Raw genomic sequence first — 16,378 nt, 5'->3', positions numbered from 1 at the left:
TTCCTTTCACTTGCAGCATTCTGTTTTTACTTGCCACAAAAGCTCCTTTACTTGCGGCATTTCACTCCATGCTTGCACCAACTCCATTTTTACTTGCATCAAACAAAAAAAGCCTGTCCGGCGTGAGCATTAGCTCCACCGGACAGGCTTTAAATTGATCAAGCGATCACTACGTTGACCAATTTCCCTGGAATTGCGATGACTTTACGGACTTGTTTGCCTTCAGCCGCTTTCACAATGTGCTCATCAGCAAGTGCTGCAGCTTCCAGTTGTTCTTTCGTAGAATCTTTGGCAATAACCAGTTTTGTTCTGACTTTGCCGTTCACTTGGACGACCACTTCGATTTCGTCGTCTACCATTTTCGACTCATCGAATTCCGGCCATGCCGCATAGGTGATCGATTCTGTATGGCCCAGTTTCTCCCATAGTTCTTCTGCTACGTGAGGCGCAATTGGAGACAAAAGTTTCACAAAGCCTTCCACGTATTCTTTCGGAATGGCATCTGCTTTATAGCCTTCGTTGATGAAGACCATCATCTGCGAAATAGCTGTATTGAAGCGCAGCCCTTCGAAGTCCTCTGTCACTTTCTTGACGGTCTGGTGATAGACTTTTTCCAGTTTGCCGTCATTGGCGTCAACGACTTTGCTGCTCAACTGCTCTTCTTCCACCAACAGGCGCCATACCCGGTCCAGGAAGCGGCGGGCACCGTCAAGGCCGTTTGTCGACCAGGCGATGGACGCTTCAAGCGGCCCCATGAACATTTCGTACAGACGAAGCGTATCGGCTCCGTGGCTTTCGATGATCTGGTCGGGGTTGACCACATTACCTTTGGATTTCGACATTTTCTCGTTGCCTTCACCCAGGATCATGCCTTGGTTGAATAATTTCTGGAATGGCTCTTTTGTGGAAACCACACCGATGTCGTAAAGCACTTTATGCCAGAAGCGTGCATACAATAGATGAAGTACCGCATGTTCTGCTCCGCCGATGTATACGTCAACTGGAAGCCAGTGTTTCAACAATTCCGGATCCGCCAATGCTTCTTCGTTGTTTGGATCGATGTAGCGTAAATAATACCAGCAACTGCCTGCCCATTGAGGCATTGTGTTCGTTTCGCGGCGGCCTTTCATGCCTGTTTCCGGATGGACCACATTAACCCATTCGGTGATATTGGCAAGCGGCGATTCACCCGTTCCGCTTGGCTTGATATCCGTTGTAACCGGCAGCATCAACGGAAGATCTTTTTCGTCGACCGGCGTCATTGTGCCGTCTTCCCAGTGGATGATCGGAATCGGTTCGCCCCAGTAGCGCTGGCGGCTGAACAGCCAGTCACGCAAGCGGTACGTGATTTTCTTTTCGCCGACGCCGTGCTCTTCAAGCCACGAAATTGCCCGTGCAATTGCTTCTTTTTTGTTCAGACCATTCAAGAAGTCAGAGTTGATCAATTCGCCGTCGCCTGCATAAGCTTCCGTTGAAATATCTCCTCCAGAAACCACTTCCACAATCGGCAAATCGAATTGCTTCGCGAATTCATAGTCGCGCTCGTCATGCGCCGGAACTGCCATGATGGCACCTGTGCCGTATGTCGCCAACACGTAATCCGCTATCCAGATCGGCATTTTCTCGCCGCTTACCGGGTTGATTGCATAAGCGCCGGTGAACACGCCAGATTTTTCTTTTGCCAAATCGGTGCGTTCCAAATCACTTTTCGTTTTCACGTCGTCGATGTACTTTTCAACTGCCGCTTTTTGGTCTTCCGTTGTAATGTCTGCAACCAATTTGTGCTCCGGTGCCAAAACTGCATAAGTTGCACCGAAAATCGTATCCGGGCGGGTCGTGAAAGCACGGAATGAATGGCCATTGCCGTCCACTTGGAATTCCAGTTCTGCCCCTTCGGATTTGCCGATCCAGTTGCGCTGCATGTCTTTCAAGCTTTCCGGCCAGTCCAATTCATCCAAATCTTCCAGCAAACGGTCTGCGTATTCTGTAATGCGAAGCACCCATTGGCGCATTGGGCGGCGTTCAACCGGATGGCCCCCGCGCTCTGAAACGCCGTCGACCACTTCTTCATTGGCTAGTACGGTGCCAAGTGCCGGGCACCAGTTGACCGCCACTTCGTCAACATAGGCCAAACCTTTGTTGTAAAGCTGGATGAAAATCCACTGGGTCCATTTGTAGTATTTCGGGTCCGTTGTATTTACTTCACGATCCCAGTCATAGGAAAATCCAAGTTCCTGGATTTGGCGTTTAAACGTTGCGATGTTTTTGGCAGTGAATTCCGCCGGGTCGTTTCCGGTATCAAGCGCATATTGCTCTGCCGGAAGGCCGAAAGCGTCCCAGCCCATCGGATGGAGAACGTTATAGCCCTGCATGCGTTTCATGCGGCTCAAAATGTCGGTTGCTGTGTACCCTTCTGGATGCCCGACGTGAAGGCCGGCGCCTGATGGGTATGGGAACATATCCAGCGCATAAAACTTCGGCTTGGAAAAATCCGTTTCCAACTTGAAGGTTTTGTTTTGATCCCAGTATTTTTGCCATTTCTTTTCAACTGTCTTGTGCTTGAATGTCATCTCTGTTCCTCCTCAAAAATAAAAGCTCCCGTCCCTCATAAATAAGGGACGGGAGCTTCCCGCGGTACCACCCAAATTAGCGGCCAGCCGCTCAACTTGATTCCTTAACGCGGAAAACGGTGTATATTACTCCATTCACATACACGGACTCCAAGGCGAGTTCAACTGCTCTATCCACCGGCTTGCACCACCCGCCGGCTCTCTTCAAGAATAGACACAATCTACTGCTCCTCTTCACAGCCACTTACTATTACTCCCTATTCTATCGGAGCCGCCAGCCTTTGGCAATACATTATGACACTTTCACGTTTTCTGTATTCAAGTGCGCATCCGTTGAATCGATGATGTCTTGCACCGTGAAGCCTTCAAATACTTCAGTCAACACAAGCCCGTTTTCCGTCACTTCGATGACGGCACGTTCCGTGATGATTTTATTGACAACGCCTTTGCCTGTTAAAGGAAGATCGCATTGCTTTTTGATTTTCGGCGAACCGTCTTTTGACACGTGGTCCATGATGACGATGACTTTTTTGGCACCGTGTACCAAATCCATCGCGCCGCCCATGCCTTTGATCATTTTTCCGGGAATCATCCAGTTTGCCAAATCCCCGTTTTCCGCCACTTCCATGCCGCCAAGGATGGCAACATCAATATGGCCGCCGCGGATCATGGCGAACGATTCAGCACTTGTAAAGAAAGCGGAACCCGGAATTGTTGTGACCGTTTCTTTGCCTGCATTGATCAAATCCGGATCCACTTCGTCTTCCGCCGGATAAGGCCCGATGCCGAGCAAGCCGTTTTCAGATTGCAGCACGACGCTTTTGTTGTCAGATATGAAGTTTGCTACAAGCGTCGGCATGCCGATGCCCAGGTTCACGTAATCGCCGTCTTTGATTTCTTTTTCGGCGCGTCTGGCAATTCGTTCTCTCACTAAGTTCTTGTCCACAGAATTCCCGTCCTTTCTTATACCGATCGAGTAGTTAAGCGTTCAATTCGTTTTTCCTGTTTGGCTTGAAGCAAGCCTTGCACGTAGATGCTTGGCGTCTGGACGTGGTTCGGGTCGATGTCGCCGATTTCCACGATTTCCTCAACTTCGGCAATCGTGACTTTACCAGCCGCTGCTGCCAACGGATTGAAGTTTTGCGCTGTTTTGTTGTAGACCAGATTGCCCATTTTATCAGCTTTGGCTGCACGCACTAAAGCGAAATCCGCCTTCAAAGCATGTTCCAATACGTAGTCTTTGTCGTCAAATTTACGGATTTCTTTTCCTTCCGCAACCGTTGTGCCAACGCCCGCCGGAGTGAAGAATGCCGGAATGCCGGCTCCGCCTGCCCGCATTTTTTCAGCCAATGTCCCTTGCGGCGTCAATTCCACTTCGATTTCACCGGACAGCACCTGGCGTTCGAATTCTTTGTTTTCGCCCACATAAGAACCGATCATCTTTTTGATCTGTTTGTTTTTCAGCAATAAGCCAAGACCCCATTCGTCCACGCCGCAGTTATTGGAAATAACGGTCAGATCCGTTACCCCTTTGTCCACAAGCGCCAGGATCAATTGCTCCGGAATTCCTACCAAACCAAAGCCGCCTACCATAATTGTGGCGCCGTCCTGTATTTGTTCAACTGCTTCTTGAGCAGAACCATAAATCGGTTTCATTAAAAGTGGCCTCCATTCGACTTTACAGAATATTATTTAAATAAAGCGCTTTCTCTTCTAATTTAAACAAACTCTCATTTAAAACGCAACATGAAGAAAGGAGTTGCCCCAATGTCATTTGGGACAACTCCTTTGCGGCGAGCATTTAGTATACTGGATAGCCTCTTTTGTTCAATCAATTATAGGTCTCCTGCAGCTCTGCCGCTTTTTCTGCCTTAAGCGGACGATCGTATAATAATGCGGTGACAATTGCGATAGCGATCAGCACCGTCACCAAGATGAACAACGCCGGCATGCCGTACACATCGACCATTACACCGCCAAGAAGCGGCCCGACCATACGCCCGCCAGTTGCGACGCTGTTGACGATTCCCTGGTAAAAGCCTTCGCGGCCTTTTGGCGCCAGTTGATCCGCTAATGCCGGAACCGCTGGCCAGACGAACATTTCCCCGATGGTCAACACGACCATGGCTGCGACAAACATCGGGAAATCCTGGGCAAATGCCACAATCACATAAGAAACAATCATAATGCCCATGCCGATGACGAGCTGGCTTTTGATATTGTCTTCGATTCGTTTCATGATCGGCCGGATGAACGGCTGCCCCGCCACAATCAAAAAGCCATTCAATGACCAAAGCAGGCTATACTGCGTCAACGTAATGCCGATTTCCTGCGTGTAAGTAGAAATTGTGGATTGCCATTGCACATAGCCGATCCAGCATAACAGATAGCCGGCAGAAACGATCATCAGCGCATTGAACGGCGCTTTTTTGCGGATTCGCTTTCCTTCATTGAACACCGACGTATGCGACACTGGAGATATCGACATCGACTTGAAACCGAACAAGGCGATCAAGAAAAACAGGACGTACATTCCTAAATTTGCTGCAAATATATAGTCAAAGCGATAAGCTGCGAGTATTCCGGCCATTGCTGGCCCGATGGCTACGCCCACGTTCTGTGCCAAGTAAATGGCGTTGAAAGCTTTGCGCCCGCTTTCTGGCCAAACGGTGCCGACCATCGCGTACATACTCGGGAACACAATTCCGCTGCTAAAGCCTATAGTGGTGTAAAAAATGACAAACGGCAAAAACTCATGCCATAAAGTCAAAGCGGCTAAAGCCACCGTGGTGACAATGATTCCGCCGAGTATCGATTTATAGCCGCCGAACCGGTCAAAAAGCGCGCCGCCCAGCAAATTCCCGATCACTGCTGCTCCTGCGTTAGCCATTAATACGAGCCCGGCAAGCGACAACGATTTTCCTAAATGGTCGTGCATATATATAGTAGTCAAAGGCCACAAAAACGAATTCCCCGTCACGTTGACGAGCATTCCGATAATCAAAAGCCAGACGCGTTTTGGCATTCTAATCTCTCCTCATCTTCCAATTCCAAAAGTCATTGTATTCTTTTTGATGCGTTCCTACAAGAGAAATATTTCGAGTCCCGTAAAATCAGATTTTTCAGGCGTTGTAGCTCCTTTTCCGCCCGTGATACAATACTTTTCAGAGGAGTTGTTTTAAGATGAATTCTACTTTGCCTTTTCCATCTGACGGCAAACGCTACCATACATGGAACCGCCATTTGCGCGACGAATTCGGCATGAAAATCATGAAAATCGCACTTGATGCCGGCTTTGACTGTCCAAACCGCGACGGCACCGTTGCCCATGGCGGCTGCACATTCTGCAGTGTAGCGGGATCCGGCGATTTTGCCGGCGACCGGGTCGATCCGGTCGCTGTCCAGTTTGATAAAATCAGAACGAAAATGCACCGCAAGTGGAAAGACGGCAAATACATGGCGTATTTCCAGGCGTACACGAATACCCACGCACCCCTTCCGGTCATTAAAGAAAAGTTCGAAGCCGCATTGCGACAGGAAAACGTCGTCGGCTTAAGCATTGCGACGCGCCCCGACTGCCTGCCGGATGATGTCGTCGAATACCTGGCGGAATTGAATGAACGCACGTACTTATGGGTCGAGCTGGGCTTGCAGACCGTCCATGAACGGACTGCGCTGCTCGTCAACCGGGCCCACGACTATGAGGCTTACGTCGAAGGAGTGGCGAAACTCCGCAAACACGGCATCCGGGTCTGCACGCACATCATCAACGGCTTGCCGCTTGAAGACCGCGGCATGATGATGGAAACGGCGCGCGAAGTTGCAAAACTGGATGTCCAAGGCATCAAGATTCATTTGCTTCATTTGCTGAAGGGCACACCGATGGTGAAGCAATACGAAAAAGGGATGGTTGAATTTCTGGACAAGCAGGAATACATCCAGCTTGTTGCGGATCAGCTGGAAGTCCTGCCGCCAGAGATGGTCGTCCAGCGCATCACCGGAGACGGCCCAATTGATTTGATGATCGGACCGATGTGGAGCGCCAATAAGTGGGACGTACTGAACGGCATCGATGCCGAACTGGAAGCACGGGACAGCTGGCAAGGCAAATTGCATAAAGGGCGTGTTGAAGTATGACATTGCAGCGCGTATTGCCTTTTACGAAAAGTTTATTGGAACAAACGGTCCAGCTAGGCGACACGGTTATTGATGCGACTGCCGGAAACGGCCACGACACGCATTTTCTCGCCGGTCTTACGGGTGGCAACGGCAAAGTATTTGCTTTTGATATCCAGCAGGAAGCCATTGACGCAACCCGAAAACGCGTGGAAGCGTTCACGCATGTGGAACTGGTCCACGACAGCCACGCCAAAATCGCCGACTACGTAAGCGAACCCATTTCTGCCGCTGTCTTCAATCTTGGCTATTTGCCAAAAGGCGACCACAACATCATCACAAAAGCCCAAAGTACCCTTGCGGCCATGGAGCAATGCTTGAGCCTGTTAAAAGAACAAGGGCTGCTGCTCGTTGTCATCTACAGCGGCCACGACGGCGGCAGCGAAGAACGCGACGCTGTCATGGCATTCGTCCAAAATCTGCCGCAGGTTTCATATGACGTATTGAAGTACGAATTTATCAACCAGCGCCACTCGCCTCCTTTTTTGGTGGCGATCAAAAAGAAGAAATCGAAGAAATGAGCAAGAGGGCTGCCGGCTAAGTTTACGCCGGTTGCCCTCTTATTTTATATAGCTATTAGACAAATTGAACTGCCGATAAGCCCTCATATGTTAACTGAAAAGTGAGGCATTTAAAAAAAGAAATTTTTCATAAAATTCGACTCTTCGGCTCCATAACAAGTCTCCGGAAAACCATCAACTTACATACTATTTTATAAAAAGTGATAATGAATAAATAGTTCAAGTCTCAATTGAGTTGTGGCTCATTTTTACGTTAGCATATACATTTGATACGTTTCCAGCTTGTATAATAGAAACAAAATCCCCAAAACCTTAGATTTTAGTCGAAGGTTTTGGGGTGGGCTTAATCTACTTTAACTTTTAGACTGATTATTTGTCGAGTTACTTAATGGTTACTATTCATTCCAGTAATTGTTAGCTGCAGCTACTGTTTGAAAATTAATAGCCACGACTTGAGAAGCAAAAGTTAAACTATCTGCGTTATTTGCATATACTGGACGCAATTCTTTACGCACATTTTCATCTGGTTGAGTCATCCCTACAGCTTTACGTGCTAACTTAACTGCTAAGTCGTATCCTTCCTCGGGTGTATCAGTCTTTAATGTCGGCAACCATGATTCTTTACTCATATGAATTCCTCCTATAATTTGTAGAAATTTCTATTACAAAACAGCTGGTCTATTCTTCTGCCTGCACGACATACACCGTCATCGCTGAAGCTCCTGTATTTTCTACACTGATTTTTTGGTGGGGATCACAGTGTATGATATCCCCCGGTTCGATAGCGTAATCGATGTCATCCAGATGGCATTGCCCTTGCCCTTCAATCACAAACACATAAGCATTTTTATGGGCATGCCCATGCTTAGACATCGCCTGTCCGGGAAGAAAATTAAACGCGATGATTTTACTTTTTTCTTCATTGAAAACCATATTACTTGTCATCTTGTTATCATCATAGATTTGAAGGTCCTGCAGTTTTTTTATCGTCATGGTTTATGCCTCATTCTTCTTCATTTTTTATATTGTCTTCCTTCTTCTATCTTTTCCTTACTCCACCATGTTGTCACTTCCAAAAAAGTTACGGAACATTTGAACTGTCGTGTCGCGGTTCATGGATGAAATGGAAGTGGTCAAAGGAATTCCTTTCGGACAGACTTCCACGCAGTTTTGTGCCATACCGCATTCTTGGATCCCACCCGGTCCCATCAGTAAATTCAAGCGTTCATCTTTATTCATGGCGCCGGTTGGATGCGCATTCATCAATCGCACTTGTGAAATCGGGGCTGCCCCAATATAATCGCTCTTGTCATTGACGTTCGGACAAGCCTCCAGGCAGACTCCACACGTCATACATTTGGACAATTCATATGCCCATTGGCGTTTGCGTTCCGGCATACGCGGACCTTCGCCAAGATCATGGGTTCCATCAATCGGAATCCATGCTTTTAGCCTTTTCAATGTATCAAACATGGAGCTGAGGTCTATAATCAAGTCACGGATAACGGGAAATTTTTTCATCGGCTGCAGCCGGATGGGTTGTTCCAGCTGATCTACTAATGCTGTGCACGATTGACGGGCGTAGCCATTGATGACCATTGAGCAGGCCCCGCACACTTCCTCCAGGCAATTCATGTCCCATGCAACCGGGGTGGTTTTTTGCCCTTCCATATTGACTGGATTGCGCCGAATTTCCATCAAAGCAGAAATCACATTCATATTCATGCGATACGGCAGTTCAAATTTTTCCCAATACGGCACTCCCTCGGGAGTGTTTCTGCGTTCAATTTCAAATATGACCGTTTTCGCTGCTTCGCCCACAATAAATCCGCCCCTTCTTGAACACCTATTATTTCCTCTTAGCTTTATTTTATCATATTTTTCAGAATTTTAAGACTTTTATGTTAGAATGGACCTAGGAAGCAAGAACGAACAACAAATCGAGGAGGGAATATAATGAAAATCCAGAAACAAACAGTTCTTGATCGATTTAATGCAATAGACCGGATGATCAATGAAGGATTGGGCAGTGGTTCGATCAATCCTCGCTATATAGAAGCGCATTTAAAGCTGAAAGAAAAACAAGAAGCGCAATTACTTTCTGCCTTGCGGGATAAATCCTCGGAAAAAAGAAATGAGGATAAATGAATGCTCTGCTAGTAACTTCACCATTGTCAGTTGATTTTGCTTTTACCTCACTTTTACAGGAACATAGTTTTATTTTCATTATTGGGATACTGGTCCTATTCCTTTCAGTAATTTTACGGGCGGTTAAAACGTTTTCCATTCAATTGATTCTGTTATTTCTTTTCTTCGCCAGCGAAGAAAGCTTCTCCAACCCCCTCTATATTTTACTGGTTGCGTTGCAGATCGCTTTGGGATTATGGGTGCTGTGGGGGTTGAAAAAAGCAGTCGATACGACTTTTTACCGGCAATCCGAAAAAACGTTAAAAAGACCGCGTGACATTACAAGAGCCGGAAACTCAGGTGTAGGACCTTTTTTATATTGAGAAAATTCTAATGGCTCTCAATAAATAATTCTTCCTAATCGAATAACAAGACGTCTATCCATCACCTGTGATAAGTTGTTGAATAGACGTCTTTTATTTAAATGATAATTGATAGAGAAGAATAGCTTTTTTTTGATGAGCACTATTCATCTGGTGTAACAACGGATTCCTCTTAAGCTATTCATTCCAGTGTGAATGGAAACGCTACAGCTATTTCAAAGAAAGGTTCATTTTGTGATAAAAATGTCTTTACGAGACGATATTCGCCCGGAACAAGTGTTACACCAAGTTGATTAAGGAAAAATGTCAGCTGCATTTCACTCCCCGCTAGTAACAGTTGCCCAGAATCGTTGAATTGTTTATTTTTCAAAAAGACAGCATCGGAATGTGTCACGATATACCACTTGCCATTTTTGTTCACTTCAATGTGATAATATTCTCCAAATCCGTAATTTTGCTGGCTTTCATTTTTTATCGTCGTTTCGATTACTGAAGGAGATTTATCATATGTATCTTCTGCAAGAGACAGCGATAATCCCGCTTCACTGGAATGCAGTTCTTGATCGGGCGATGGGTCTGTCAAAGTCGTCACTGACGCTTCGTTATGGCAAGCAGCGAGAACTAAAACGAATAGGAACATGCTTATTTTTTTCATGAGACCACCTTTATTCCTACTATAAACTTTTATCAATGGAATAACCTTAATTGAAGTCAATATCCTAATTGACCAACAGACTAATAAACGCAGTTTTTCAGAGACGCTACGAAGTGATGGTTTAATACTGGAATCTTTTCCTTAAGAAGCAGACCTCTAATTAAAGCGTTCCTAAATGTACACGTATACAGACAAAAAGAGAGAAAAGAGGCTGATTCCAGCACATCTTTCCTCCCTTGATATTTAAATGACTTCTGATAAGCCGTCATATGTTAACTAATTTATCGGCATTTGAAGTTTTCTTTACTTATTGTCACTTAGAATTTCCATGCTTATTTTCTTATTCTCCATCACCCATCCTACGGGTATAAAGATAAACAAGCTAATAAACCACATACTCGCTGCTACTCCCCACATCAAAGGAAAGTCGATGGCTACCCTGCCATAATCAATCAATGAAACAATAAGAGAGAACACCAATCCGCAAAACGCCCCGAAAACAAGCCCAATCAAAAGATAGAAAGAGATTTGCGTGACAATAATTTTCAGAATTCCCATTGGTCTTACTCCGATTGTCCGGAGTACCGCAAACTCTTTTCGTTTAGCCAGTATATTGTTCAAAAGGGTATTCAAGACACCTGCCATGACGGAAACAACCAGTATGATCAGTACCAAAATGAAGATGGCCCATCGCTGCACGAACATGTCTGAAGCTTCTTCCATTGAAGCAGTATGCGTATTGACTATGAGTTCAGGATACAGGTTTCAAGAGAACTCTTGGCCACTGATTCGTCAACTGCATTTACATACGCTTTATTAAAGTTAGTAGCAGGAGTATTTAACGCTTTCGCCTGCCAATCAAAAAGCACTTCTCCATTGCCAACTGCGTCAGAAACAGCACTTACCACCATAGTCGCCACATATTCAGCCTGTTGCTTTTCATCCGAGTAGATGCCAGTTTCTAAGGTATCGCCGACTTTTAACTTGTGCTTTTCAGCAAATACAGGAGATACAATCGCCGCCTCTGCTAAATTCTTCTCTGCTAATTCCGGTACAATCTTCATACTCTCCAATGCTTGTAGGTCGCCCAGCGTATAGTCAAAAGACATCGTCCCATCTTCAACGAACAACTCTCCCCCACCAAAGGTGCTGACAGAAGCGACTTGCGAGCCCTGGACTTGATTACGTACTTCTTCACTTAATTTTACCGGATCGATTTCCGATTGGTGAATCCGACTTGTAATGACCACAGAAGTGGGAAACTGTTCATTGATATAGTTTGTATTATTCTGCTTAATCGTACTCAGCATGACCGAACCGAAAACGGCGATAATCATAACAACGCTAATCGAAAGAATCACAAAGCTATTCTTTTTGACTTGTGGTTTTATAATTTGAAACGCGATTAGAACATTACTGGATAAGAATTTTTCACACACTGGTATCAGCACATTTAGCAGGCTCGTAAGCCACATGGGCAACGCCAGAAAAAGACCGGTTAATAGTAAAAATCCACTCAATAAAATCAACATCGCGCTCGCGTTTTCATCCATGGCGAGAATAGCGCCAAACGCCAGTGACACTAGGGATGAAATCCATAAAATCTTGATGAACACTCGACGCAGACCATGGTGTTTAAAATCAAGCTCTTCATTTTCCTGCAGAATCGTCAACGGCAAGATCTTTGATGATTTGAGAACCGGGATATACAGAAACAATTGAATCACTAGGCTCGATGCGACAAGAACAGGGATTGCTACTTCCCATGCAAATGACACCTGAGTTAAGGTTATGGAAAACCATCGCCCAACACTTGGCTGCAGGAATTGTTCCGCTGCATAAGCAAGCGCCAGCCCGAGCAAAGCGCCTGCAACTGTAATCATCGTGCTTTGGATTCGGGTGATTTTCGCTAGTTGCGCTGTCTTCGCTCCAAGCGCCCGCATAATCGCAAACTGATTTTTATTCTTATAGATGAACAAGTCAAAATTGGAAATGACCATGATGGCCGTGACAATCAAAATGAGTAGTGAAAGAATGACAATAAATAATGTCAGGGAATTCAAGTTATTTTTTGCTGCTTCATCCTCTTCAATAATGTCCACTCGCAAGTCCGGCTGAATCTTTTTGAATTCATTAGCCATTGCAATCAAGTCGGTTTCTTCTGCGGTTTTCACCATTAAAGCGGTTGTTTCATTCTTTAGATAGGACAGTTCCTCGTTGTGAAACAGCTTTGCTCTCTCCAATGCGAAAATCACCATATCAGGAGCAATCCCAGTTCCTTGAGCGTTCTTCAAAATTTCAGCAATTTCAAATGAATCTTGTTCAATTTCGATTTGATCGCCCATTGAAAGCTTGAGAGACGCTGCCAGATTTTCTGTGATGACGACTGTGTCTTCCGTTAAATCTACGCTTGTTTTATACCTGCTTTTTGCAATTGAATCGTTTTCGATTCCCAGTGTGTAAACTTCTCCACCTAACGGCGCTATATACGTTTGAGTAACCAATGCTTGTGAAACAGCAACTGTTGAAGGGTGTTTCGATACCATTTGCAACAATTCCTGTTCATCTTCCACCGGATTGTCATCGCTATAGACAAGGGCCAGATCCATATCGCCATACATCTTTCGCAGGTCCTCTTGAAGAGTTTGTTTCGCATTTACGGCAAATAGAGCCATTGTCATCACAAGGGAGACAGCGATGGCAATGCTCATCACCGAAGTGAAGACCAAAAATTTGTTTTCTCTAAATAAACGAAACGCCAACTGATTGAGTGATTTCATACGGCTGGACCTTTCAAAATATCCTGGGAGATTTTCATGATGTGCTCAAGATCTTGTTTGCCGGAACATTCGTACTCAGTGATGATGGCACCGTCATGGAAAAACAGGACCCGGTCTGCATAGGTAGCGACTTTCGGGTCATGCGTCACCACAAGTATGCTTTGGTTCAGTTCTTTTTTCATGGAGGTCAATACGCCCAGGATTTCTTCGGACGTATTGGCATCTAAATTCCCCGTCAATTCGTCTGCCAACAGTATGGGAGGTTCCCCGATAAGTGCGCGACCAATGGCGATGCGCTGTTGCTGCCCGCCCGATAATTGGACTGGACGATGTGCTTTCCACTTTGTTAACCCCATCCGTTCGATCATACTGGTTGTTTTTCTCTCGATGGCTTCTTTTGATTCCTCTTTCAAGAGCAATGGCAGCGAAATATTCTCTTCCACCGTCAAGTCTTTCAACAAGTTATAGGCTTGAAAAATAAATCCGATATTTTCCCGGCGGTAGTCCGTGGCTTTCGGTTCTGTAAAGAAACTTTCCGAATCTACTCCATTCAAACGTATTTTGCCGCTGGTCGGTTCATCTAATGCGCCGATTACATTGAGCAACGTGCTTTTTCCAGAGCCACTCGTTCCCATAATTGCGACAAATTCCCCCGCATATAAATTGAACGAAATACCTCTTAATGCCTCAACTTCGAACCCTTTACCTATGTATTTCTTTACTAGATTATTAACTTCCAAAATTACTTTTCTCATTAAAATCGGTAGCCTCACTTGTTATATATAATTTCTCTACATTTTGCTCGACTTCAGATATTTATAAATCAACCAAAAAGCCAGTTCTAGGAGTTGAAAATAATTTCTATTACTATATTTAGAACTAATACCATATAAATACAATATTATATATTAAAAAGGTTTCAGCCAATATAACGAGTCTTAGTCGAAATTTATTCAAACTTTCAATTCATTTATCATTTAAAGCTCAAGAAAAAGCCGTACTTGAAACAAAAAAGAAAGGAACTCTATATTCAGCTCCTTTCCTTCCGATAAATTCATGATATGTAAACTTAAGCCTTGTGACTCCTCCTCTATTAGATTCCCTCTGTATTTTAATCAAAAAGCTGCATATCATATTTTGAAAAGTGAATTGGAATAGACAAAGAAAAAAAGGAGCGAGAACTTATCCTCACCCCGTCTTTTATAAGAATCACTATTCAAGGTCATTGAACTGCTACCATCACTTGCTCAACATCAATTCAGGCTATCTAAGAACTTAAGTTTTTTCTCTACATACGTCTTGGTCGCTTTCGAATCGATGGTACTCATATACCCGTGAATTTCTTCGCTTTCATTTATATCCGGAATGTAAAGCTCGGTCTTGACGCCCAGTTCTGTCAACCGATTGTAGTAATCGATGGATTGATCTGCAAATGAACCCGTGTTTCCGTCCGTGAGGAAGGTGGGCGGAAACTCACTCGTCGCTTTTGGAATCAAGTTTGTCGCCTCCACCAGGTCTTCGTCAGGGCTTACCAATGACTCACCCAAAAACGCAGCTAACGATTGGCCGAAAATGTAGTCACTAAACGGAACTTCTTTTGTCGTTTTGCTTGCACGTGTTGGGTCAAGTGTGGGCACTTCCAATACCAAGCCTTTGATATCCTCCAGCTCCATCACCGGCTCGATGCCGATTTCTTCCGCATACTCCGGATTCGCTTGAATGGTGGTAAAGTCTGCAGCGATGTAGCCCCCTGCACTTCCACCGGCAAAGACGACATCGTTCATATTGATTCCATACTGCTCTCCGTTTTCCTGCATGAATTGCACGGCTTCCGTCAATTGCTTGGTAGGCGTAGGGTGCGTATATTCCGGAGCTAATGCGTAATTGAGTGCGACCACATTGTAGCCATGATCAATCATGACTTTGTAATGATAAAGGCCAGAATTTTCGCTGGCCGAAGCGTTCGGATCGCCCCCCAGTTTATCCCCTGCTATAAAGCCCCCACCGTGAACATAAAAATAAGTGGGACGGTTTTGGTCAAATTCTCCGGCCGGCGTCATGATATCTAGGTAACTTCTCGGATAGTTGTCCCCGTATTGAAGATTATTCGTTAACTGATAATTACCTTCAATAATCGTGGTAGTAGACGGTTCTTCTGCTTCGTACGAATTGTAATCGCCTGAAACACTTTGGAAATAGGAAGTGAACGGCTTAGGCGTAGCAGTTAACAAGATCATCAAGGAAGATACCCCAATCAAGACGATTAAGGCAATCCACTTAACGATTCCCAAAATGACCGATAGCACGTTCCGCTCCTTTTTCCGGTGAATGCCAAGCCCTAAAGCAACTAAAACAAACCCGATTAAGACAAATGAAACTTGGGCGAGTACAAACAGCCCAATCTTATCAAAGAACATCCACAAAATTTCTGCAACCACGTAAACGGCAGTCACGCTTGCTACCAGGCGAAAAAGCTTTCTATTGGCTAGTTTTTTCATGATCCATACATTGAGGACCGAAACCGCAAAGGCTGCCAACCCTAACGGGATCAAGTAGTTGATGAAAAAGGTCTGAGCCAGTGTCAGAAAGATAAACACCAACCCCACTAATAAGGCATATGTTCTCGTTTTAATGTTCATTTGGTTCCATCCCATCTTTAATCGATTTCATTTGGTCGGCAATTGCAGCTAAATTTGCGTTTAGGTTTTTAAAGTCTTCTGAAGAAAGACCGTTCCCCAAAGGCATCAGGCGGTCGAATATCTTCTTGCGGCCTTCGTTTGCGACTTGCTGCCCTTTTTCGGTTAACTGAAGATGGATAGTGCGCCGATCGTTTTGGTCCGGAATGCGGTTCACCAATCCTTTGTCAGCCAATCGAGTAATGATAGCGGTAATCGTACTTTTTTTCACGCCAGTTTCTTTCGCCAGCAAGCTTGAGGTACAAGTTTCCCACGTAAGAACTAAATTCAAAATATTGAATTGTTCGGGTGTCACAAGGCTGTCCTTGAAAGTGTTTTTCTGTATCGACTCCATGCTGTTGTTTATTGATTGGGTTAATTGGCTATAAATTTCAATGTATTGTTCCAGTTGTTTTCTATCCACAGTTCAAACTCCTTTTATATTAGTTTCATAGTCTAACAGTTAGTTTATGAAACTAAATATAAACTTT

At 44.9% G+C, this 16,378-nt stretch carries 17 protein-coding genes and 1 other annotated feature; of the genes, 4 read left to right on the top strand and 13 right to left on the bottom strand.

Translation table 11 applies throughout. The annotated features are described in order from the left end of the window. Positions 1 to 158 precede the first annotated feature (158 nt). From leuS to QWY22_RS06840, 4 genes are all read right to left on the bottom strand, one after another. Entirely contained in the window at positions 159 to 2,570 is a 2,412-nt protein-coding gene (leuS, locus tag QWY22_RS06855) for a leucine--tRNA ligase (protein ID WP_300983675.1), read from the bottom strand. 41 nt (positions 2,571 to 2,611) lie between these two features. Further along, positions 2,612 to 2,817, bottom strand: a binding site (T-box leader). Between the two features lie 45 nt (positions 2,818 to 2,862). Further along, the gene (locus tag QWY22_RS06850; RefSeq protein WP_300983674.1) at positions 2,863 to 3,516 is read right to left on the bottom strand and encodes a 3-oxoacid CoA-transferase subunit B; all 654 of its coding nucleotides are present in this window, start codon (positions 3,514 to 3,516) and stop codon (positions 2,863 to 2,865) included. A 17-nt stretch (positions 3,517 to 3,533) separates the two neighbouring features. Beyond that, positions 3,534 to 4,226: a CoA transferase subunit A gene (locus tag QWY22_RS06845; RefSeq protein ID WP_300983673.1), complete on the bottom strand. Its 693-nt coding sequence runs from the start codon at positions 4,224 to 4,226 to the stop codon at positions 3,534 to 3,536. 175 nt (positions 4,227 to 4,401) lie between these two features. Next, complete coding sequence (locus tag QWY22_RS06840; RefSeq protein ID WP_300983672.1) at positions 4,402 to 5,595, bottom strand: MDR family MFS transporter; 1,194 nt, start codon at positions 5,593 to 5,595, stop codon at positions 4,402 to 4,404. 158 nt (positions 5,596 to 5,753) lie between these two features. Between QWY22_RS06840 and mnmL the strand changes: the two genes are divergently transcribed. Next, positions 5,754 to 6,707 carry a tRNA modification radical SAM protein MnmL/YtqA gene (gene mnmL, locus QWY22_RS06835; RefSeq protein ID WP_300983671.1) on the top strand — a complete coding sequence of 318 codons (954 nt, stop codon included), beginning with the start codon at positions 5,754 to 5,756 and terminating at the stop codon, positions 6,705 to 6,707. Next, positions 6,704 to 7,267 carry a tRNA 5-(aminomethyl)-2-thiouridylate-methyltransferase MnmM gene (gene mnmM / locus QWY22_RS06830; RefSeq protein ID WP_300983670.1) on the top strand — a complete coding sequence of 188 codons (564 nt, stop codon included), beginning with the start codon at positions 6,704 to 6,706 and terminating at the stop codon, positions 7,265 to 7,267. The genes mnmL and mnmM overlap by 4 nt, the downstream gene beginning before the upstream one ends. A 395-nt stretch (positions 7,268 to 7,662) precedes the next feature. Here the strand turns inward: mnmM and QWY22_RS06825 are convergent, their stop codons facing one another. The 3 genes from QWY22_RS06825 to sdhB are packed head-to-tail and all read right to left on the bottom strand — an operon-like array spanning position 7,663 to position 9,088. After that, positions 7,663 to 7,896 (bottom strand): hexameric tyrosine-coordinated heme protein, encoded by a 234-nt coding sequence (locus QWY22_RS06825; RefSeq protein ID WP_300983668.1) that lies wholly within the window; start codon positions 7,894 to 7,896, stop codon positions 7,663 to 7,665. Between the two features lie 49 nt (positions 7,897 to 7,945). Then, positions 7,946 to 8,260: a cupin domain-containing protein gene (locus QWY22_RS06820; protein WP_300983666.1), complete on the bottom strand. Its 315-nt coding sequence runs from the start codon at positions 8,258 to 8,260 to the stop codon at positions 7,946 to 7,948. Between the two features lie 57 nt (positions 8,261 to 8,317). Then, a complete protein-coding gene (sdhB, locus tag QWY22_RS06815; protein ID WP_300983665.1) occupies positions 8,318 to 9,088 on the bottom strand; it encodes a succinate dehydrogenase iron-sulfur subunit in 771 nt (256 codons plus the stop codon). A 135-nt stretch (positions 9,089 to 9,223) separates the two neighbouring features. Between sdhB and QWY22_RS06810 the strand changes: the two genes are divergently transcribed. Both QWY22_RS06810 and QWY22_RS06805 read left to right on the top strand, forming a co-directional pair. Next, a complete protein-coding gene (locus QWY22_RS06810) occupies positions 9,224 to 9,415 on the top strand; it encodes a hypothetical protein (protein WP_300983664.1) in 192 nt (63 codons plus the stop codon). Continuing rightward, positions 9,412 to 9,777 carry a hypothetical protein gene (locus QWY22_RS06805; protein WP_300983663.1) on the top strand — a complete coding sequence of 122 codons (366 nt, stop codon included), beginning with the start codon at positions 9,412 to 9,414 and terminating at the stop codon, positions 9,775 to 9,777. Before QWY22_RS06810 ends, QWY22_RS06805 begins: the two co-directional genes overlap by 4 nt. A 181-nt stretch (positions 9,778 to 9,958) precedes the next feature. Here the strand turns inward: QWY22_RS06805 and QWY22_RS06800 are convergent, their stop codons facing one another. The 6 genes from QWY22_RS06800 to QWY22_RS06775 all read right to left on the bottom strand — a co-directional run bounded on the left by QWY22_RS06800 (position 9,959) and on the right by QWY22_RS06775 (position 16,311). After that, on the bottom strand, positions 9,959 to 10,432 hold the full coding sequence (locus QWY22_RS06800; protein WP_300983662.1) for an immunoglobulin-like domain-containing protein: 474 nt from the start codon (positions 10,430 to 10,432) through the stop codon (positions 9,959 to 9,961). A 303-nt stretch (positions 10,433 to 10,735) separates the two neighbouring features. Next, complete coding sequence (locus QWY22_RS06795) at positions 10,736 to 11,137, bottom strand: FtsX-like permease family protein (RefSeq protein WP_300983661.1); 402 nt, start codon at positions 11,135 to 11,137, stop codon at positions 10,736 to 10,738. A 38-nt stretch (positions 11,138 to 11,175) separates the two neighbouring features. Then, on the bottom strand, positions 11,176 to 13,212 hold the full coding sequence (locus QWY22_RS06790) for an ABC transporter permease (protein WP_300983660.1): 2,037 nt from the start codon (positions 13,210 to 13,212) through the stop codon (positions 11,176 to 11,178). Beyond that, complete coding sequence (locus QWY22_RS06785; protein WP_300983659.1) at positions 13,209 to 13,967, bottom strand: ABC transporter ATP-binding protein; 759 nt, start codon at positions 13,965 to 13,967, stop codon at positions 13,209 to 13,211. Before QWY22_RS06785 ends, QWY22_RS06790 begins: the two co-directional genes overlap by 4 nt. Positions 13,968 to 14,465: 498 nt before the next feature. After that, complete coding sequence (locus QWY22_RS06780; protein WP_300983658.1) at positions 14,466 to 15,851, bottom strand: alpha/beta hydrolase fold domain-containing protein; 1,386 nt, start codon at positions 15,849 to 15,851, stop codon at positions 14,466 to 14,468. Then, complete coding sequence (locus QWY22_RS06775) at positions 15,841 to 16,311, bottom strand: MarR family winged helix-turn-helix transcriptional regulator (RefSeq protein ID WP_300983657.1); 471 nt, start codon at positions 16,309 to 16,311, stop codon at positions 15,841 to 15,843. The genes QWY22_RS06780 and QWY22_RS06775 overlap by 11 nt, the downstream gene beginning before the upstream one ends. Positions 16,312 to 16,378: the final 67 nt, after the last annotated feature.

The sequence above is a fragment of the Planococcus liqunii genome (genome assembly GCF_030413595.1).
GTDB lineage: Bacteria > Bacillota > Bacilli > Bacillales_A > Planococcaceae > Planococcus > Planococcus liqunii.
Note: the sequence above shows the minus strand (reverse complement) of the source record. Positions and strands in the feature narration are given on the sequence as shown.